13 protein-coding genes are annotated in these 20,047 nt (G+C 41.4%); 7 read left to right on the top strand and 6 right to left on the bottom strand.

Going from position 1 to position 20,047, the window contains the following annotated elements; translation table 11 throughout:
* The first annotated feature begins 158 nt into the window (after positions 1-158).
* Positions 159-2,639, top strand: a complete 2,481-nt coding sequence (locus AC25CA_RS14185; RefSeq protein ID WP_486814487.1) for an ATP-binding protein — start codon at positions 159-161, stop codon at positions 2,637-2,639.
* Between the two features lie 50 nt (positions 2,640-2,689).
* Here AC25CA_RS14185 and AC25CA_RS14180 read toward each other — a convergent pair whose 3' ends face one another.
* Positions 2,690-3,379: a response regulator transcription factor gene (locus tag AC25CA_RS14180; protein WP_486814486.1), complete on the bottom strand. Its 690-nt coding sequence runs from the start codon at positions 3,377-3,379 to the stop codon at positions 2,690-2,692.
* Positions 3,380-3,683: 304 nt separating this feature from the next.
* Here AC25CA_RS14180 and AC25CA_RS14175 point away from each other — a divergent pair, with 304 nt between their 5' ends.
* The 6 genes from AC25CA_RS14175 to AC25CA_RS14150 all read left to right on the top strand — a co-directional run bounded on the left by AC25CA_RS14175 (position 3,684) and on the right by AC25CA_RS14150 (position 12,430).
* Positions 3,684-5,195, top strand: coding sequence for a hypothetical protein (locus AC25CA_RS14175; RefSeq protein WP_486814485.1), 1,512 nt, complete (start codon positions 3,684-3,686; stop codon positions 5,193-5,195).
* Between the two features lie 318 nt (positions 5,196-5,513).
* Positions 5,514-6,998 (top strand): hypothetical protein, encoded by a 1,485-nt coding sequence (locus tag AC25CA_RS14170; RefSeq protein ID WP_486814484.1) that lies wholly within the window; start codon positions 5,514-5,516, stop codon positions 6,996-6,998.
* Positions 6,999-7,088: 90 nt separating this feature from the next.
* Positions 7,089-8,558 carry an S-layer homology domain-containing protein gene (locus AC25CA_RS14165; protein WP_486814483.1) on the top strand — a complete coding sequence of 490 codons (1,470 nt, stop codon included), beginning with the start codon at positions 7,089-7,091 and terminating at the stop codon, positions 8,556-8,558.
* A gap of 190 nt (positions 8,559-8,748) precedes the next feature.
* Positions 8,749-10,161, top strand: a complete 1,413-nt coding sequence (locus AC25CA_RS14160; protein WP_486814482.1) for a sensor domain-containing diguanylate cyclase — start codon at positions 8,749-8,751, stop codon at positions 10,159-10,161.
* 23 nt (positions 10,162-10,184) lie between these two features.
* A complete protein-coding gene (locus AC25CA_RS14155; RefSeq protein ID WP_486814481.1) occupies positions 10,185-10,832 on the top strand; it encodes a hypothetical protein in 648 nt (215 codons plus the stop codon).
* Between the two features lie 92 nt (positions 10,833-10,924).
* Complete coding sequence (locus AC25CA_RS14150) at positions 10,925-12,430, top strand: HD-GYP domain-containing protein (RefSeq protein ID WP_486814480.1); 1,506 nt, start codon at positions 10,925-10,927, stop codon at positions 12,428-12,430.
* Here AC25CA_RS14150 and AC25CA_RS14145 read toward each other — a convergent pair.
* The 5 genes from AC25CA_RS14145 to AC25CA_RS14125 all read right to left on the bottom strand — a co-directional run bounded on the left by AC25CA_RS14145 (position 12,416) and on the right by AC25CA_RS14125 (position 20,045).
* A complete protein-coding gene (locus AC25CA_RS14145) occupies positions 12,416-13,450 on the bottom strand; it encodes a lysylphosphatidylglycerol synthase transmembrane domain-containing protein (protein WP_486814479.1) in 1,035 nt (344 codons plus the stop codon). The two genes, AC25CA_RS14150 and AC25CA_RS14145, sit on opposite strands and share 15 nt — an antisense overlap.
* The gene (locus tag AC25CA_RS14140; RefSeq protein WP_486814478.1) at positions 13,451-13,939 is read right to left on the bottom strand and encodes a YkoP family protein; all 489 of its coding nucleotides are present in this window, start codon (positions 13,937-13,939) and stop codon (positions 13,451-13,453) included. It lies immediately after the preceding gene.
* The gene (locus AC25CA_RS14135; protein WP_486814477.1) at positions 13,911-14,651 is read right to left on the bottom strand and encodes a polysaccharide deacetylase family protein; all 741 of its coding nucleotides are present in this window, start codon (positions 14,649-14,651) and stop codon (positions 13,911-13,913) included. The genes AC25CA_RS14140 and AC25CA_RS14135 overlap by 29 nt, the downstream gene beginning before the upstream one ends.
* On the bottom strand, positions 14,644-16,827 hold the full coding sequence (locus tag AC25CA_RS14130) for an MGDG synthase family glycosyltransferase (protein ID WP_486814476.1): 2,184 nt from the start codon (positions 16,825-16,827) through the stop codon (positions 14,644-14,646). The genes AC25CA_RS14135 and AC25CA_RS14130 overlap by 8 nt, the downstream gene beginning before the upstream one ends.
* Positions 16,828-17,201: 374 nt before the next feature.
* Entirely contained in the window at positions 17,202-20,045 is a 2,844-nt protein-coding gene (locus AC25CA_RS14125; RefSeq protein WP_486814475.1) for a phosphodiester glycosidase family protein, read from the bottom strand.
* Positions 20,046-20,047 lie beyond the last annotated feature (2 nt).

Below are 20,047 nucleotides of genomic sequence, written 5' to 3'. Positions count from 1 at the left end.
ATTGCAACTTATTATGAAGTGATGTATACTATAGATGTCGTATTTTCCCGGTACGACATTTCCCTACAATACATCTATTCCCCGATCCCTCGGCATATGCCGGGGGATCTCTCTTTGTGTTATAATATGACTATTATGAGTTAAATTGGAGTGAATCGATGAAACGGATCCTGATGGTTTTATGGGCTATAGTTTTAGTTTTCACGAGTATATCTTATGCTACGGCTTTTGCAGACGTGGAGGGATATCCGGAATACTTAAGTGAAGATGAAATTGAATACTTGGAGTCTGTTCAGGGACGAACTTTTGCGTTGGGGGTCACGTTTCAAGATATTTTTGATATTTTTATTGACGAGATTGGCGGCTCAAAAGAAGAGACAATCGTACAAGATGAAACCTTAAGCGAGAAGCAACAAATAATTGTGGATGAAAAAATGGGTGAGGAAAAATTGGGAAATTTTTTAGATTTTACACCTGCAGAATTGCAAATATTTGAACGTGATTTGGGAATCGACATTGCCATTAAGCCAGCTATGAATATTGATTCGCTTGAACGCAATTTGATGGAAGGATCCATTGATTTTGTTTTAGGCTTAGTTGATTCCAAGGAACGAAAAGAATATTTAACCTTCCTTCCCCCCTTTTTTGAATTCCCTTTTGCTTGTTACGCCTTAGAAGAGGAAGAGATTAAGGAAATCTATGATTTATATGACTTACGGGTTGGATTTCGCTTTCAATCCGATTATGAAGAGGTACTTGAGCAATATCCAGAATTACGAATTCAACCTGTATTTTATAATGAAAAAACAAAGTTGCCGAAAGCCTTACTCGATCATGAAATTGATGCCTATGTGTTGGATACAGGGAATTATACGACGATCGATATTACCAACACACCGATTAATGTTGCATTTACCTTTCGCAATCTTACTTACGGATATGCCCTTGCCGTCAGAAAAGAAGAAAAGATGCTGGCAGCCATTTTTAAAAAAGAGATCGAATATCAGTTAGACCACGAACTGGGTGCGATGATTCGCCAACAGTATCGGGAGTATAACACGCATGTGTTGAAACTGACAGAAGCAGAAGAAAACTACTTGGCTGGACGACCAAAGATTCGAGTAGGTTTTATTAGCGAATATATGCCCATTGAGTTTGTTGATGAAGGGGGAAATCCGCAAGGATTGGGGATTGAGTATCTAAAGGAAATCACAGAGTTGACAGGTATTCAGTTTGTCTATGACCCGAAGGTTAAAAATCAGTCATGGAAGCAGGTGCTTGAAGATTTTCAATCCAAAGATCTTGATCTGCTGACGTGCGTAACGGTGACAGAGGACCGAAAGGAATGGATGCTTTTCACAAGGCCTTATTCCAGCCATACCATTGCAATTGTTGGAGAAGTGAATGATCCAAAGGTGATGTCACGGGCAAGTGATTTAGAAGGTTCCTTTGTCGCTGTTACTGAAGGTTACTGGATGAATGACTACTTAAGAAATGTTTCAGAGGAGATACAAATCTTATCGGTAAGTGATCAGAGGGAAGCCTTCCGTGCTGTAGAAACGCAACGAGCAGATTATATGATTGTTGAAATTCCAGTATTTAGTTATCAACAGGCTTATTACGGTTATGATCGGTTAAAGATTGTTGGAGAGCTTGAAAAAAATGCTTTAATGCAAATGGCCGTACAACCTAATCAGACAGTCTTGGCATCGATTTTGAATAAATGCATCGAAATTATTGATCAAGATCGTTTAGCAGAGCGAGCGATGGTTGTCCCGCAGTCGAATCGAAACGTTGTTTTTTTCTATGGTATCATAGTAGCCATGTCATTGGCTTTGGCAGGCAGTTTAATTTTGACATATCGATCCTTCAATGGGGTTGTGGTTGCAAAGGAAGAGGCTGAGGTTGCAAGGACAGAAGCGGACAAAGAACGAGAAAAAGCAGTGAAGGCAAACCGGGAAAAAGATCGGATGCTGATGCATATTTCCCATGATTTACGAACGCCGTTAACCACGATTCGCGGTTCAACCGAGGCGCTTCAAGAAGAGCTTGTGGAAGAGGATGAAAAGCCGGAATTTTATGACTTGATTACGCGCAAAGTTGATACACTCGATCGTATGGTTGGTGATATCTTGAATTTGTCGAAACTGCAAGCCAAGCAGGTGGAGTTAAACACTGATTTTTACTCGATTAAACAATTCTTGAAAACAGTCCACTTTGGCACAACGATTATCGTGAAACGTGCAGGAATGGATTATCAATTGGACTTGCCTGAAGGTGATGCATTTGTACAAATCGATGGGTTTTTAATGGAAAAAGCGATTACGAATCTGGTTCAAAATGCGATTAAGTTTTCTGAAAAAGGAAGTCGGATTACCTTGCGCTTACGAATTTTAGAGGAAGGTATTGCGGTCGATGTTGAGGATAAGGGAATCGGTATTCCAAAGGAAGATTTATCTATGGTTTTTGATGAATTTTATAAGGCTTCCCGTTCAAGAAGTTCTAACGAGGGTGGATCTGGATTGGGTCTTGCAATTGTAAAAGAGATCGTTGATTTGCACAAGGGCAAGGTAAAAGTCAGAAGTCAGGTTGGGCAAGGTACGGTATTTACGATCGAGTTGGAAAAGGTGAGTTCATAAATGAAAGAGCACCTCAAAGGATTGAAAAAGTCCTTTGAGGTGCTTTTCGTCTATACGAACTCACTAAATTTATAACCGTTTCCACGAACTGTGTGGATGTATTTGAAGTTGGGATGTAATTCGATTTTTTTTCTCAGGCGACTCATGGTAGTTAAGAGGGCGCCGTAGTCGCCATGGGAGGCTTGACCAGTGATTTCCTGATAAAGTCGTTCATAATGAAAAATTCTCCCCGGTTCCTTGGCCATGGAGGATAACAGGGTAAACTCGCTCTCTGTTAAGCTCACGCTGTCTCCTTTAACGGTGACAGTTAAGTTCTCTAAATTGACGACCATTCCCTTGAATCGTAGAACTGTATGCTGTTGGTCATGAGCATAGAAATTAGCTCGACGTAGTTGTGCGCGCACGCGTGCTGCTAACTCTTTCATGCTAAAGGGTTTTGAAATATAATCATCGGCACCTAAATTTAACCCCTCTATGCGATCATCTTCATCCTGTAAAGCGGTGACAAAGAGGATCGGGGATAAAGTAAGCCGACGAAAGTTTTCGCAGAGCACCTTGCCGTTAGAGTCGGGCAACATAATATCCAGAATAATCAAGTCTGGATTCACTTCCCGGAACAAGCCGATGGCAGTTTGCCCATCGGGGGCATGGTACACCTGATAACCTTCCTTTTTTAAAAACATTCTCATTAACTTCGCAATATCTAGATCATCTTCTACAATTAGTATTTTTTCGCTCATTGGCCAACCCTCACTTTTACTTGTTACTATTATAACACGCAGAGATTTTTTTGTGAATTTATAGTCAGATATGAGGAAAATTACAATACTTCGTTAAGCCTATAGCTTGATAAACGATCGTTAATTTAAATGTTTTAGTTGTATCTTAGAATACTTTTATTTATTTTAAGCTAACATTTTTTTAGATGGTTTGCTACTGTTTAAATGAATGACTTATGCAAATTTATTTTTCATTAAAATTGTAAGAAAACGTAAGGTGGAAATCTATAAAAATCAGATAAAATACAGAGGAGGAGGGAATAATATGAAAAAAATTGTAATTTATTTACTTATGGTGTGTTTGATGCTGGGAAACCTAGGATTTGCAGATGATTTGAGAGATGAAGACTTATCTTTTGAAACTGTACCGATGGGAAATAATCAAGTTCAATTGTTCGAGCTTCCATTCGGGGATCTTTATTCATATCAGATAAAAGATATTGAATCTCATGAAGAAGCGGGTGAAGATCTTCTTTATGTTATTACATGTCCTGAGATTACATCTGATGGTTCTTCTCAGTTTGTGTTCAATTTGTCTGGAGAGTTGAAATCTAATCCAGAATATCCAGAGTTGGAAGGCTTGCGCAGGAAGTATATTGAGTTTGATGCTGGAAATGCTTATAGTGTTGAAAAGGATGAAAATTATTCCTGCCCTAGCAAAATTCGAATTTATGATTTAAATAAAGAGAGAGACTTAGGTTCTCTTGAAGAAAGAATCATGGGATATAATAGTGACGGTATTAGGGTGAACGGAGATAAAATCGCTTATCATAGTAAAAAGGATAAGCTTGAGAATGATAAAGAAGAGGAGAAGGAAGCGAACTTCTTTATTGGTAGCTTGAACCCATATACGGCAAGTGATGCTTCTACAGCATTTATTTATAGTGAAACGGGGCGAACGGGAGCTTTTGACTTTAACAGGAGCGGAACAGAGTTGATTTATGGAACGTTTATTTGTTCTGACGCAAGTGTGGATTACGGGATTTCAATTCATACAATTGATGCTGTAACATCTGATCCGATTGATACGTTCCTAATTGATGATACCGGATATGAGAGTAGCCGAGGAAAAAGAACCACTGCACTATCGTTGTATGCGACGAATGATTGTATTGTGGTTTTGTCGCGCATTGAAGCCTTAGGCAAGGGCCGTATTCAACGATTTACTTATGAGGGGAAGTTGATTGACGAAGTCGAAACCAACTTTCATGTTTCACATATGACAGAAGGACCGAATGGGTCAACGATATATGCGCAAAAGAAAGAGGAAGACAAAGATTCTTGCAAAGGTATTTACGAAATTGTTCAGATTAATTGGGATGAGATCACGGGATTATCTGGGGTAAATAACCGCCCAAAACCTGTTATTTCTGAGAAAACCGTTGGTGGAAAAACAATCGCTGAATTTAAAGATACCGGATTTGGACTGTTGAAGATTGTTGACCCTGAGACGGGTAAAATGGATTACAAAGCACCATTGAAGTCGGATGAAAATGATGTGCGACTGAGAATCCCTTTTGTGGATATGCAAGCAAAATTAACCGCGGGTGCCAATCATCTTTTAATCAATTATATGGGTCAAGAGATTGCTATTCCAATGACTGCATTCGATTGTGGGGATTTGATGGCGAGTATGCCGTGCCAGGAAGATGCGACGATTGAGATTCATTTGCTTATAGATGAAGCTGGGAATGTAAAGGTTACGGTTGAATTGTTTGTTGTTGAGCAAGTGAATAGCATGATGAAAGTGGTCCATCGAAAAACGATTCAGTATTAATGAATGGATAAGACTCGCTTGAGTGAGTCTTATCTTTTTTATTTAAGAAGACCTTGTCAATCAATCAATAATCTGGTGAAAGCGACCTATCTTTTTATGGGGGCGTCGTGTAAAAGAATTTTTTTTGGGCAAATATACAGTAAGACGTGAACAGGAGCTTATCGGGGTTTCTGCTTACGTCTTTTTTGTGCTTTCAAGTATTTTACAAGAAAGTAAGGCTGTTTAATTAATGTGAATAATTGTTTGTCTCGTTTGCTGGTTTGTTGCTGTTATTGGGCGGTAGAGAGAGTAAATGAAGAAGCATTGAGAGGTGAAGAAATGAAAAAAAGTTATCGCTGGCTTGTTGTCTTACTGTTATTGGCCCTTATGGTGCAACCAGGATATGGATCTGTGGAGGAAAGCAAGGAGGTCACTGGACGCGGTGAGCAAGCACCTGTTGCCATTCTCGCGGATCAGGAAGGATTTATTGTCCTTTTCCAAGAGCCAGGAAGAATGGTTCGGTATGATAATGAGTGGAATGAGCTTATCGTCGTAAACTTACCGGAAGAGTTTTCGGCAGGTGATCTGATTGCTGCCGGCAAGTTTATTTGGACCTTGGATGAAAGACAGGGAATTGTCCTGCAATTGGATCCGAGTTCTTTAAAAATCATGGATTCTTTTGAAAGCAAATACCCCTATGAATTGAGTGGGATCTTTGAAATGGATGAATGTGTCTTCGTTATGGATGATACGGGGTGCATTCGTCAAGTCGATGAGGAATTCACCTTGTTGGGATGGCTGTCTGGCGCAAGAGCGTATCAGGCGGTTACATACGATGGCTATTTTATTTATGTAGCTGGAAAACTTCAATCAGCAGGATCGGGGGTTTTGGTTAAGACGCTTGAAAATGAAAAGGAAGCAGAATGGCTAATGTCGGATGATCCGGATACGATGACTTATGTGGATACAGTTAAGCAGATTAGATTGTTGCCAGATGGATATTTTTACGTGGTGTATCGAGATTCGGGAATTGCGAAATATGATGCGGACGGCGTCTATCAAAGCACGGTTTATCCGGAACTTGATATGGAAAGGGAGTTTAGCGATGTTGCATATCATCCGGTTAGCAAAAAGGTTTATTTGGTTGATCGTATGTCAGGTGTCTTCGAGGTGACTTGGCCAGAGGCAAAAGAATTGAAGGCTGAGTTAGTCGAAATCAGTTGGAACGACTATGATTGGTCAAATATGAGTATAGATGAATTTCTCGCATTATGGGATCAATGGGTGCCTGTAGTCGAAGAAGATTTAGGTCCGAGTCATATGCATATGACTATGCGTACGTACAGAGGGGTGACAAAGGCGCAAATAGGATTGGGTAAGCTTGTTTACTACTATCAATCGAAAAAATCAGTGATTCGAATTCCTATGCCTCTGCGAAAAGCGGATAGTATGGAATTGAAGATTCCAACAGCGGATTTACTTGTTGCAAAGGAGTGTGGGATTGAATGGATGGAGATACTTTGGAAAAATGTACAGTATCGATTCCCAATTGTTGAGTGGACTTTGGAATTGGTTACAGAGCCTGAAGAGCCTCCTTTGGATTTCGATGATGAGTTTGTAGATGGTGATGGAGAGGATATGGATTTTGATAACTTTTTTGAGGATGAGGGGGTTGAAGAAGAGACCTTGGAAGAGGAACATGTTGGAATTGCTGAAGAATATATAGAAATACGGATTAGTCAGGAAAAGATCGCTATCGATGTCTGTGTCGTTGAATGGTTGAATGAAATTTCTAAATTGGTTCGGCGAGAAAGACTGAAATAAACAAAGAAATTAATTGTCATGAACCTGTAATGGAAATTCATTTCCCCCTCCGATACAATTAAATCAGTGAAGAATGGCTTGGGGGGGAATATGGCAAAACGAAAAAAACTTATAGGGTTAACAATGACAATTTTACTTTGGGTGATTTTAGCAATTCCTGGATTTGCGGCTGTCGAAAATCCGGATCGAATTGAATTGGAAAAGAGAATTGATATTGTCGCTAAGGAGTATGGAATTCCTTCCGTGATACTCAAGAGTATTGTACGGGTAGAATCCAATTATCAGCATTATAAAGAAGACGGATCACCCAATATCAATTATAATAGCAATGGTACTCATGATATAGGTTTGATGATGATCAACAGCAACAGTGGATATGATAACGAACGATTAAAAACGGATATTGATTATAATATTCATGCCGGTGTTGAGATGATCATTCGGAAATGGCATACTGATTATACACCGCAAATCGGAAATGGCGATATGACAGTTCTTGAAAACTGGTATTTTGCGATTTGGGCCTATAATGGCTGGTCATGGCAAAATAACCCGAACTCTGGTTTGAAGTGGAAAGCATATCAGGATTTGGTTTACTATTATGCACAGAAGGAATTTGGTCAAACGATTACACCTATTCCCTCGAATCTTCTTCCTCAAGAAAAGGTGAAGATTGGTCCTTTCTATGGGGTCCCTGAAAAGGATGCATATTTTGAAACGCCAACGCCATCTCACAAGGACGATCAGATTGCCTTTGAGTTGGTGCAAAAGGATCCCTATGTGGTAGGGGACTTAGTCATGGTTGTTGCAGGCAAGCCACTGAATATTCGTCAGACACCGAATGGAAGAGTCGTTTCTCAGGCAAGCTATGGGGAGCGCATGATTGTTAACAGTGCACCTGTGAAGCAAGGTGAATATACCTGGTATCGTGTTCGCGACTTGTCGGGGCTTCGAGAAGGTTGGCTGGCTGGTGAGTATGTACGTTTTCTTGTGAAGAATGGGAATATTGGTGACGTAATCGTAACGGATGAAGTGTATCAAGAATCGATACTGCAGCTGGTAAAAGTGGGAGCGATTGAATCCTTGGATGGATTTGATCCCGATGAGAAAATTACTAGAGAAGAGTTCGCCGTGATGATTGCGAAATGGTTGAAACTTGATCCGGTTGAGGAATTGTCGGAACCGTATCTTGATCGATCGATGATTAATCCAAGCTTTTACGCATATTTGAATGCGGTTGTGGAGGCTGGAATGATCAATGGCTACCCAGACCACACCTTTATGCCGACACGAACCATTACGCGCCAGGAAGCGTCTTCTGTTGCGATGAAGTATTACACGGAATATCGTGGCATGTCATTGGCCGTAAAGAATCGAGATTTGATTTTAGTGGGATTTGTAGATCATGATCGCATAGACGAATGGGCATTAGACTCTGTAGCAGCAGCATTTCAATTGAAAATGTTGCAGGAAAGTGCCATTGGAATTCGACCTTTGGCCAGTTTAACAAAGGCGGAAGCAGCTTATATGATTACAAAGATGCCTGTTTTATCCAAGTAAATCGAGAAGGTGCAGAATTTAATTCTGCACCTTTTTTTTCGATTGTAGTGTTTTTTACAAATCCACGAGAATACTTAATGATTTTCTTCATCTGGCTGATCAATATGTTTTCTATAAAAGAAAAAATTGTCAAGCATTGAAGCAGGACTTTTTTTAATTTGTGCTATAATGGAAAAAAAGGAGGGCTACGATGTTTACAGATAATAGACCGTCGGAAGAGTGGAAAGATTTCAACCAAAATCGAGAAATGATTCAGATATTGGCAAATTTGATGTCGGAGCCTATGTACGAGATTAATCAAGAGGGATTCTTTGTTTTGTGCAACCAGGCTTTTTTGGATTTCTTTGGAGTGAATCAAGAAGATGTGCTTACTTGTCAAGCGAATGAGTTCTTTTTAAATCGAATGAAAGAAAGAAAAAGTGATTTTACAATGTCAACGGTGAAAAATGAAGGTCTGCAGGAGAGGGAGCTTGACTTACGCTATCTTGATGGGACTTTTCATCGGGTGCAAATATCCAGCATGATTTCCCATGATGTAAGTGGACAAGCATCCAGTCATGTGGGCATGTTTAAGGATCTCACGCAACAAGAGCAGCAAAACAAAGATTATGATAAATTGTTGCGGGTTCGTGATGCAATATTAGAGATAAATAATGCCAGCTTGTATGTAGAGCCATTGGATCAATTGTTAGAAATTATATTAGATAAAATGCTGGATGTTGTGGAAGCGGCAGAAATTGGTACTTTTTTATTTCGCGATGATACAGGTCACCTGACCATTCGCGCCAGTCGTGGCTACAATGAATCACTTCTAGACGATTTTAAATTGCTGCCAGAAGACTCGTTTTTATGGAAATATGCACATGGTCAAGTTACTCGGACTGAAATTATTGAACGAAATCCTGAGGATAACGAAATCACACCTCCTTTGGAAAAAGAGACGAGCTCATTTTTGATTCGAAGCAGTATCAGCGCCCCTGTGTTTATTGAGGGTGACCTGTATGGGCTAATCAATGTCGACAGTGATCAAGCGGGCGTTTTCAGGGAAGATGACCGAGAGGTTATGGAATTTATTCGTGGTCAAATTGAAGGCGTTATTAACCGTAAGCGCTTATATGAGCAGTCGGAACGCTTATCGCATTTTGACTTGCTCACACAGATTCATAATCGGAGGGCTTTTGAAAAAGCTTTGGATCAAGCCATTAAAGAAAAGAAGACTTTTTACTTGATTATGTTTGATTTAGATGGATTGAAATGGATTAATGATAAGTATGGACATCAAGCTGGTGATCGATTTTTAAAATGTATGGCTGATCAAATGCAAGATATTAAAAGAGAAAATGATACAATCGCCAGGTTCGGTGGAGATGAGTTTATCGCAATTTGTTATCGATCTGAGCGTGATGACATCTTAAAGGAGCTTGAAAAATTCGAGGCGCATTCGCAAAACAAAGGGATGGAGATTCAAGGAGATCAGGTGAGTTGTTCATTTAGTTATGGGCTTGTTCAATACCCTCAAGATGGAAAAAACGAAAAAGATTTGATTCGCGAGGTAGACAGTCGTATGTACAAGTATAAAAGGAAATATAGACGGGGGAGATAAGCCCCCGTTTTTTGGAGGGAAAAATGAAGACATATAGAATATGGATGGGAGTGGCAGCATTGATTGTCTTGGTCTTTGGGCTTGCACAAATTTTAGAGACTAAAGAGGTGGCTTTAGTCCCCATGCAAACTGTGGATGAATTTACACCGCTTGTTAGCGAGAATGCCGCTAACGATGAGCCTGATTCCAATGAGCAGGCACATGCTGCCATTCAAATTGTAGAAGATGTGGATGCGACTTTAGAGAATAGCAAACCGTGGGTGGAAGATCAGGAGGAAAGCAATTCAGCTAGCTTCCAAAGTCAGCCAATAGAGGAGAATGTAGAAGCGCCGGTGGAGTCCGAAACTGTGATTTTACCAGAGAGTGAAGCCGATGTGGAAATAAATGCGGAATCGTCCTTAGTTGAGCAAAGCCAAGGGGAGCAAGAGATACAAGAGCTTGGAGCGGAAGAAGTCGATACGATTGAAGATTCTCTTTCAGCCGGAGACTATGCCAAGGGTTTAAGCTTACTAGCACAACTGCCCATAGAAACGGTTGATCGATTTGTTGAATTACGAAAAGAAGGATTTACGGTTGAAGAACAAGCTGAAGTGAAAGCAATTCTACAGACTTCATTTGAAGGTGAAGATTTGGCCTGGATTATAGAAACCTACAAAAAGTTGAAACCTTAAAAAACAGTATGGATAATAATGTGTTTTTTTCTATATTTTAACTAAAATTGGGTAAATAGATGATATGTTAATTGTTTAACGGGTGGTGTGAAATGAAAAAATCATTTCTTTATCAGAAGTATAGAAAAATTGCATTTGAGTTAGGACTGTTTATCATTGGGTTGATTGTCTTTTTTAGTGTTTCCATTACGGCATCCAGTAGCCGCTATTTGGAGCGATTTGTTGAACATAATACACAAATGACTCAGTCTTATTTTGGTATTTTTAAGGAAGATTTTTCAATTCGTGTTTCTAGGTGGTCAAACTGCCCGACTACAAAAGCTGCTTTTACCCAGGGCGATAGGGAATTGTTGGATCAACTCTTCTTCCGTCGGATTAAAACCATTGGTTTTTCTGATGTTCGAATCCTTGTAAGAGAACAAGGGAAGGCTGATTACTTGTACGAGAGAAAAGAGATTCCTTTAGAACTGATTGAAGCAAATGGGAAAGAGCAGTTACATGATAATTGCTTTCATTGGGTAGGTAGTGAATTATGGTTTACGACGAGCGATCAGATCGAAGGTTATCTTGTGATGCTTGCGGTACCAATTGATCATCATAATTTAGAGGAATTGGCCTTATATCTAGAAGGGAATCTTTTGAAAGACATCTCCATTACTCATGAAAATATTCTTGAGAAACGTGATATTTTCCATTGGCAACGGTTGAGTTTTTCAGTTCCTATAGACCCAACAATACAGGCGTATTTAACTTATACGTTTGATATGACTTCTCTAGCAGAATACTTTTATTACGCCTATGGCGTAACCACCCTAGCGATTTTACTCTTTTTCATATGGATTATGCATTTTCGACTTAAGCGGTTGATTGTTGAAGCAAATCGACAAATGGGATCATTTGAAAGGGAGATTAAAGAGATTGCAGGGGGTGACTACAGCAGAAAAACGGATGAAACGGGGTATCTGGAATTTGATAAACTAGGTAGAGTCGTCAATCATCTGACAGATACAATTGAAGAACGAAATCAGGAACTATCGGATCATGTCAGGGAACTATATGGATTATTGGTGCAGGTACTAGAACAGAAGGACCCCTACACGCGAGGTCATTCGGAGCGAGTGGCAGAATATGCAAAGGGGATTGCAGAAATCCTTGGACTTGAGAATTCAGAAGAGATTCATGCGGCGGGGCTATTGCACGATATTGGAAAGATTTCCATTGAGGAGTCTCTGCTCAATAAGACGGGCCGCTATACGGATGAAGAGTATGAAATGGTCAAGGGACATGCGCAAAAGGGATATGACTTGCTGATGGAGTGTAAAGAATTTCATCGGATCAGTACATGGGTCTTGTATCATCATGAAAGGCTCAATGGAAGTGGATATCCACAGGGCTTAAAGGGGAAGGAGATTCCTTTTGAAGCGAGGATTATTGCTATAGCGGATGTATTTGATGCCATGACGTCGGATCGTTCCTACCGTAAAGCCTTATCTGTTGACGAAACAATGATTTATTTGCATCAGGCTGAAGGCAGGTGTTTTGAAAAAGCAATTGTCGATGCACTGGAAGTATATATCAAAGCATCATCCCAGGGATGATGCTTTTTTCTTTTCCCATTGGGCGCATTCCCAATGATCGTATAGAGAGATTAGGCCGCCGAATAGTAGGTTGGAGTAATAGGTGATCAGTCGCCAAATTAGCATGGCGGGCATTAGGGTTGCACCGCTGTAAAGCAAGTGAAAGATGATTAAAAAGCCCCCTTCCGAGGCACCGGCATTGCCAGGTGTTGGAATAAAGGAAATGGCCATATACAGCAAGGATTGCAGGGCAAGAATGCGGACAATACCAATACGAGCAAGTCCGAAAGAACGGTAAATTGCCCAAGAAACAGCAAAGTATGCGGTCAATTGTAGGACTGTCAAAATAAAGGTTTTTATGGCTATAGAGGGTTCTCTCTGTACTTCCTTAGCGCTGATTTCATAGTCTTTCAAGGTGTTATGAATTGACGTTTTCCATTTTTCAGTTTGGAAATTATTGCGTTTTGATCCGATTAATTCGATTAGACGAATCAGTTTTACTTCTAGCCATTTGCCTTTAAGCAGGGAGAGCAAGATCAGTAAAATCAAAAGGCCATTTAGGATCATTCCGAGGGAAACCCAGGGCAAGCTGTTTGATAGGGTTGTTTGAAGATAGCGGTACTGCCATGCATAGAATCCAAAGGCATAAAGGACAATTGTGATTTGGTAGAGGAGAAATTTTACCATTAATAGGGAGGTTGCTCGCCCTATAGGGATCTGCTTGGCAGACATGGACAGAACTTGCGCAGGCTGGCCTCCGGAAGCAAAGGGTGTAATCGCGCTGTAGTATTGTCCAACCATGGTTAATTGAATGGCATTCTTCCATGTAAGGGGCACAGGGTTGGTTCGGAATAGGTTTTTTAAAATACCTGCATTGATCAGCCAGTTGACACCCATCAAAAGACAGGCGAGAACGAGATAGGAAAATTTCACTTGACGAAGAGCCAATAGGATTTGAGGGAGTTCTTGATTTTTTGAAACAATTAAAGCTGTGATTATGAGCAAGAGCACAGGAAGTGTCGAAAATATTTTATTCTTCATTCAAATATCCTTTCGGGGCCTTGATTCTAGGAAGAGTACGGATGGCGAATGCCATTTGAGTGCGCTTCCATGAACCCAGCGGATCCCATTTTCCCAAAGACCGATCATAAAAAACGATAGCCGATTGGGCAAAGGGCGTGTTTCAAAACCGAGACGCCCTAGTAGGGAGCCAAAAACACTGACGCCATAGCAACCCTTGGCTTCGGGATAAAGATCGGGCAATGCGACTTCAAGCGCTTCTATTTCCTTTTTTATCTTGCGAAAGAGTTGGGGCATGGTTAGTCCTTCCTCCAATAATTTTTGATTGTCCAAATGGAGTTCGACAATCAAATCACCATTACGAATAATTGTCGAATCAAATTCAATCGTTTTGCCAGTGTATAGACGTGGAACCCCATAGAAGGATGGCGCAACTTTTATATGAATCCATTGATTTTTATGGATAATGTATTGATCCAGTTTATGAAACTGGCCTTGTATCCAGTTCATGGGGGTTGCCTCCTTTTAGAGGGATAAAGCGGAATGTTTTTTTCATTTGAGCTAGAATTGAACCCAAGGCTTCAATGGTATGTTTGGGTGCTTGTGGGTCACCGCCTGCATCATGCAGGACGATAATTTCCCCTGCTGACAGATTTTTTGTAATTCGAGAAACAATATCAGAAGCTTGTGTTTCTATCTCCCAGTCATTTGCATTTCGACTCCACAGGTATATGGGGAGGTCAGCTTTGTTTGCATAATGACGGGTGAGGGCATTGAAAGTTCCCCAAGGCGGTCGAAAACCGATAAGCTCAATCTTCATATCTTGAAAAATTTGAAGTGATTCTTCAAAATCCAAACGGGTTTGTTTTGGTGTTTCCAACCAAAATCCACGATGATTCAAAGAGTGAAGTCCGATTGAATGACCTTCCCTAGCCATCCTCTTTACGATTTCAGGGTATGCTTGCGCATTTTCTGCAACAAGGAAAAAGGTTGCATGAACATCCTGTTCTTTCAGAAGATCCAAGAGCTCGGGTGTGTAAACTGGGCTGGGCCCATCGTCAAATGTCAGAGCAATCTCGTTCTTTTGAGCTGAAAAACGACGAATAACCTGTTGATCAAAATGTCGTTCGATGAAGTTTGGGATCAGTTGGTAACTTAAAATGATTGCCATGCTTGAGATCAATAAGATACGCATCATCATCTTCCTTTTTTTCTTAACCATTGAAACGTTCTTCAAGCAATTGTTGCCAGATTTCTTTGCTCGTATCACTTAGTTCTGTATGGATCGAGGCCATCTGGGAGCGTGCTTGGTAGATGGTTTGATTTGATTTATAGGAATCAATGGCCCGAAGGATTTCTCCCGTTGTAAATACGCTTTGGCCAATGCCTGTTTTTTCAATAAAATGGGCATTTTTTTGTTCCTGGCCTAAACTGGGGCGATATGCGAGAATCGGAATCTCCACATGGATTGCTTCAAAAAGTGTAATTCCACCTGGTTTTGTCAGAAGTAGATCGGCTTGTTTCATTTCTTCTGCAATCTCGTGGACAAATCCTTTCACTCGCAAGCGAGGATAGTGGTCTTTTAGGGTTTGATAGGCCCCATGATTGTGTCCAGTTATAATGGTGGCATCGATACTTGGATCATCTTGCAGCCAGCGATACAGGGTCTGGTCTTCTGGAAGAAGTCCGAAGCCCCCTCCCATGACAAGGAGTCGGAGGGGACTGTGAACGGGACGTACTTTTCTTTTGTGCTGTAGTTGAAATGCACGGCGTACTGGAATTCCAGTTACAGAAATATTCGCTTTATTGACGCCTTTTTCAATTAATTCCTGCTCTACACTTTCGCTGGCAACCATGTAATGGGTGACGGCGGGATGCAGCCACTCTGAAGCTGAGGTGACATCCGTTATCACTGTGACCAAAGGAATTTCACTGCCACTCTTCTGTTTCCATGCCCCCAGCACCTGGGTGCAGATGGGAAAGGTTGAGATCAAGAGGGTAGGTGTTTCCTTCGCCACCAATTTACTTGTCTTTTTTTGCATAAGCTTGGCAAGTAAGACCGATGCCGAGTCGTCATCCTCTTTTTGTGCGTAGAATCGATTGTAAAGGGATTCGTAATTCTTCACAAAATATCGATAACCGTCATAGATGGATTGTGATAATTGAGGCATCAACCAATTCATCAAATCAATTTCTTTAATCGATGCAGTTTGATAACGAGAATGAAATTCTTCGCTGATGGCATTGGTGACCATTTGATGACCGGCACCAAAACCGGCACTGAAAATGACGACTTTCTCTGATTTTCTTTGAATCAAGGATTCAGAGAGTGAATAAATACTTGCGGGTGAATAGGTGTCGGCGACAGCCTTCATACGTGCACGCATCAGTGGTAAACGGTGTGGATAACGCGCCAATTGATCCACTTGTTCAGCCAGATCTTTGGCGGAATCTACACGAATTGCCATGCCTTCATCCACAAGGAATTCTGTATTTTCTGTTTCTTGTCCCGGTATCATAAAGGGAATAATCATGGGAATCTGTCGAAGGATGGATTCCGTTGTTGTTAGTCCCCCTGGTTTTGTCATAATGCAGTCATGGGTGTCCATCAGGTTTCGTATATTTTTTGTAAACCCATAAAGGGTTAAGCGTTCGGATTGTATTTCATCCTGAAATTGCAGGGACAGGGTTTTATAGAGAGTCTTATTATTGCCGCAAACTGCGGTTACCTTTGTTGCTTTGTTATCCATGATGGCATCTAAACAATCCGCCATTTCCTTAAGGCCCAATGAACCGGCCATGGCCAGGATCTGGATGGGTTCTGCAATGTCGTGTTGAGGGAGGGGTTCATAAAATTCGCTTCGTGTTGGAATGCCTAAAGCATGAATTCGATCAGCTTGAATCCCTTTATGAAGAAGATCTTTTTTTGTCCATTCGCTGCCGACTATATATCCATCAACCGCAGGACTCAAATAGGTTTGATGGGCGATGAAATCGGTGACAACCGCTAGATAAGGACATTGTAGGCGGGTATGACGCTTGATTTTGGCTACAATTTCAACCGCAAAAGGATGTGTCGATAAAATTAGGCTGGGATGAATTTGTTGAATGTTCCGGGAAAGAGAACGCCATGTTCTGCGTGCAATGGCGTCGCAAAGGGGCTTGTTGACGACCTTTTGATTGGAGAGCCAGTAAAGATCCCCGTAGGTTTTTGGCATCTTTGTAGCAAGGAAGGTATAGCCTTCTACCATAATTGTATCGAGTTTTTCATTGCTATCTTTAAAAATGTCCAAGGTTTCAACCTGATATCCGTTTTTTATGTAAATTTCTCTAAGCGCATTTGCTGCTTGATTGTGTCCGCCACCAGTAGAGGCAGTTAAAATTAGAATGGTTTTCATAACAGATCCTTTCTTAAATGATTGTTTGATCATTTACATAGGCTTTATCGACATTTATGTCGATAAAATCAATAAATATATTATCTTGCTGCTACCATTCTATGTCAAGTTCTTTAAGCCTAGTTTAACTAAAGATTAAATTTACATAAAATAGATACCGGCTTTATTTACATAATAAAGTAAGCTTGTATCCGATGTGTATCCATACAAAAACGGATTCTATTCAGAATGGGAAAATTTTTGGAACAACATTCAATAATGAAAGAAAGGTATTGTGGAGGAAAAACGAAAAAAACTCCCTTTGAAGCAGACAGTTTTCTTATTTCTACGGTCTACCGCAAGGGGAGCTTCTTATTCGAAAGGAAGGGTGCATTTTATTGATAGAGTGGTGTAAAGCCAAGACCAAATTCATCGCCCAATTGTATTTCTAGAATTTCATATTGGGCGGCATCCATTGTGGAAAGGCGATCTGGCCGCTCAATGGTAATGGCATAGATGCCGAACTCTTTTGTGATTTCCGCTTCTTTTCCCGGCATAATAATCATTTTTCGTTCGAATTGATTGGCCTGATTAATGGCTGCCAAAAAGACATCACGCTCTTTTTCATCGGTAAAGGCGGACAGGGAATCGGAAAGTAGAATAATCAGATTGGATTCTGTAGATTCTTCTAGTTTCTTCAACAGCAAGGGCCATCCATTTTTGTCGCTGGTTCTTAAACCACCGTCTGTAATATCCAGTTGAATGATTTGGACCCCGCCGTATTGGAAGGCATAAGCTGAGTCCTTTGGATCTAAAAATCCAATTTTGGGTGTATGCACATCCCTTGTCATTGGAGTCAAATAAATGCCTACCTTTCCTTTTGACATTGCATCCTCCAATTTTGGAGCGAGTAATTGGCTGAGAAAGGTATTGGTTTCATCGATTCCACAGGCGACCAGGAATCGATTTGACTGTGGAATATCTGCACTTAAGGCTGGGATATTCAAGGGTAGTTGTGTCGACTTTGGAAGTGCTGGAAGTTCTGTGTTCAAGGCTCGAAAACTCATCAATTGGTCAAAACGCACCATGCCAGAATATCGAATTTCAGGTCGGTCTTCATAGAGATAGAGCCGTTTGACTGTGATGGGACCCTGAATAAAGTCGGGTAGAGTAACACTGACTTTTTGCCAGCCTGTAAAGGAAACACGAGTAATCGGCAGATAGTAATTTTTACCGTAACCGTCACTGACTTTGATTTTTAAAAGTGCACCCTGACCATCTCCATAGCACCAAAAACTGATGCCGTCTGGACGATAGCCAAGTTTGATGCCTTGATCGCCCATCAGAAGGTCTGCGCTGCGATTCTCTGATGTATGTGCGAAGTCATATTGCAAAGCGAGGCTTGAGGTGCTTATGTCTACGCCCTCTGCGATTTCGCCTCTTACATCGACATAGTTATCTGGATCTGTTATTGAGGTGCGAGTTGGTAATTGTTTGACATAGAAAGGCTGGGTCGCTGAGAATACAGCAAGGTCATCTAGCGTGTGAACCAGGGTCTCACGAACACCAACGATAACTGGAATCGTGAGGCGCGCGTCTCCATATTCGATGGAAATTCCACCAGCGCTTGGCAAGGCAGAAGCCGTAAATCGTGTACCGCTCAGGCTGCCAATTCCACCAATCGTTGTCAGTTTCCAATCTTCCGGTGCTAGGGTACGCGTTGTTCCTTCGCTGTTTTTCCCGATAAGGGGCGCGAGATAATCGGCCAGATTCAGGGTCTGATTCGGTGCTAGAATCATCTTGGTTTGCTGACTGCTTAGGGTCTGAATGGGTCCATCAACCCAAATGGTTTTGGTGTCTTCGATTTGACCGCTTACCACATGAATCGTTAAAAAACCGCTTGTGTCTGGAATTACAGCGCCATTTTTCCACCGTACGGTTACGCCGGATGTGTCATATTTATAAGTGGACACCGGCATTGGATGACTGGCCTTGTCTAATCCCTTTAAGGTTATCGAGATAGGAACACCAGGAAGATAAGGACCCGGACTTGGTTCGATGGTTATGGCGGTTAAGGAGCCTGCTGGATTCTTATCTTTAATACCGAATCCATTAACGACAGCTCTTTCGCTCCCGTCTGATGGGCGGTTGACAAGGCGTGGCATTTCCATGGCGGGTGCTTGATAAGCAAGGGTGGTGGATCCACCACCGTCTAGGTTGACTGCCGTATAAGCTCCAAGTTCTTTCATTAGGGAAGCGAGTTCTGTTTGCGTTATACCGCGATAAGCGCCATAGCGCCCTTCAACGGCAACAAGTGTCAGGGTGTTTCCATCCTTTGAAAGTCCCATGGCGGTTCTGGGGTGACGTCCATTGATGGGAACAGAGAAACTTGTGCGGATTTGACCGTTTTCAACGAGTAGACCGCCGGTCCCCAAGGCCATATCTATATTTCTAAGAGAGGGACTTGTGGTGACGCTTACTGTGTTTCCAACAGCTAGGTTTTCTAGAAGAGGCGCAATTGCATCGGAGCGCTGCGTCAAAACAAATCCATTGCTTGGAATATCGGTCGCAGGCTTTCCTCTACGGATTTCACTGACTTTGTTGTTGACAACAACAATCTCTACAAGATTGGAAGCCTGATTCCCGATAGATTTGGTTCCCCAATTTGGATCGTAGGCAAAAAGTCCCCAATACCCACTGGAGGCTTTGTTCCATCCGTCTAGCGGCCAGGTTTTTCCGTTTATGGTTACTGAAACGCTGGGCACCAAGCTTTCAATAGCAAGACCTTTGAATGTGTCAAGGATGATCATCGGCTCTGTATTGTTAGTGGCTGTACGGTAGTCGAAGGGGATGCTATTCGACAGCAATGTCCCCTTGCTGATCATGGCGCCAATGGGTGAATAATTAAGGTTTTTGTAAAAAAAGTCTCCATTAATACCGACTAAGGCATTGGTATTCTCCATCATTGTTGTTACACGAGAACGGGACCCAACACCAGAATCAGGGGTAAGTAGGGTGGGTGAAAGATTTGATGACGATAAATCAACGGTGACAACATGAATTCTTTGCCATCCGTTTTGGTTGAATCGTTCTATGGTAGTTAGTTGCATTCCTTTTGCCAGGGGTGAGGTTGATTGGGTTTCCGCATAGGGATCGGCAGTCAAAGAAAACGCGGCAGCTGAGGCTACCGCGAGAATCATGCTACACAATAAACATCCCACGGTTAAAAGCTTTTTCATGG

The organism is Gottschalkiaceae bacterium SANA, from assembly GCA_036323355.1.
In the GTDB taxonomy this organism is placed as follows: domain Bacteria; phylum Bacillota; class Clostridia; order Tissierellales; family GPF-1; genus GPF-1.
This window is presented reverse-complemented; position numbering and strand designations above follow the sequence as displayed.

Coding starts and splice junctions, on each gene's coding strand:
- AC25CA_RS14180 (WP_486814486.1), bottom strand. CDS start 3,379: ATGAGCGAAAAAATACTAATTGTAGAAGATGATCTAGATATTGCGAAG.
- AC25CA_RS14145 (WP_486814479.1), bottom strand. CDS start 13,450: ATGAAGAATAAAATATTTTCGACACTTCCTGTGCTCTTGCTCATAATC.
- AC25CA_RS14140 (WP_486814478.1), bottom strand. CDS start 13,939: ATGAACTGGATACAAGGCCAGTTTCATAAACTGGATCAATACATTATC.
- AC25CA_RS14155 (WP_486814481.1), top strand. CDS start 10,185: ATGAAGACATATAGAATATGGATGGGAGTGGCAGCATTGATTGTCTTG.
- AC25CA_RS14170 (WP_486814484.1), top strand. CDS start 5,514: ATGAAAAAAAGTTATCGCTGGCTTGTTGTCTTACTGTTATTGGCCCTT.
- AC25CA_RS14130 (WP_486814476.1), bottom strand. CDS start 16,827: ATGAAAACCATTCTAATTTTAACTGCCTCTACTGGTGGCGGACACAAT.
- AC25CA_RS14175 (WP_486814485.1), top strand. CDS start 3,684: ATGAAAAAAATTGTAATTTATTTACTTATGGTGTGTTTGATGCTGGGA.
- AC25CA_RS14165 (WP_486814483.1), top strand. CDS start 7,089: ATGGCAAAACGAAAAAAACTTATAGGGTTAACAATGACAATTTTACTT.
- AC25CA_RS14125 (WP_486814475.1), bottom strand. CDS start 20,045: ATGAAAAAGCTTTTAACCGTGGGATGTTTATTGTGTAGCATGATTCTC.
- AC25CA_RS14150 (WP_486814480.1), top strand. CDS start 10,925: ATGAAAAAATCATTTCTTTATCAGAAGTATAGAAAAATTGCATTTGAG.
- AC25CA_RS14185 (WP_486814487.1), top strand. CDS start 159: ATGAAACGGATCCTGATGGTTTTATGGGCTATAGTTTTAGTTTTCACG.
- AC25CA_RS14135 (WP_486814477.1), bottom strand. CDS start 14,651: ATGGTTAAGAAAAAAAGGAAGATGATGATGCGTATCTTATTGATCTCA.
- AC25CA_RS14160 (WP_486814482.1), top strand. CDS start 8,749: ATGTTTACAGATAATAGACCGTCGGAAGAGTGGAAAGATTTCAACCAA.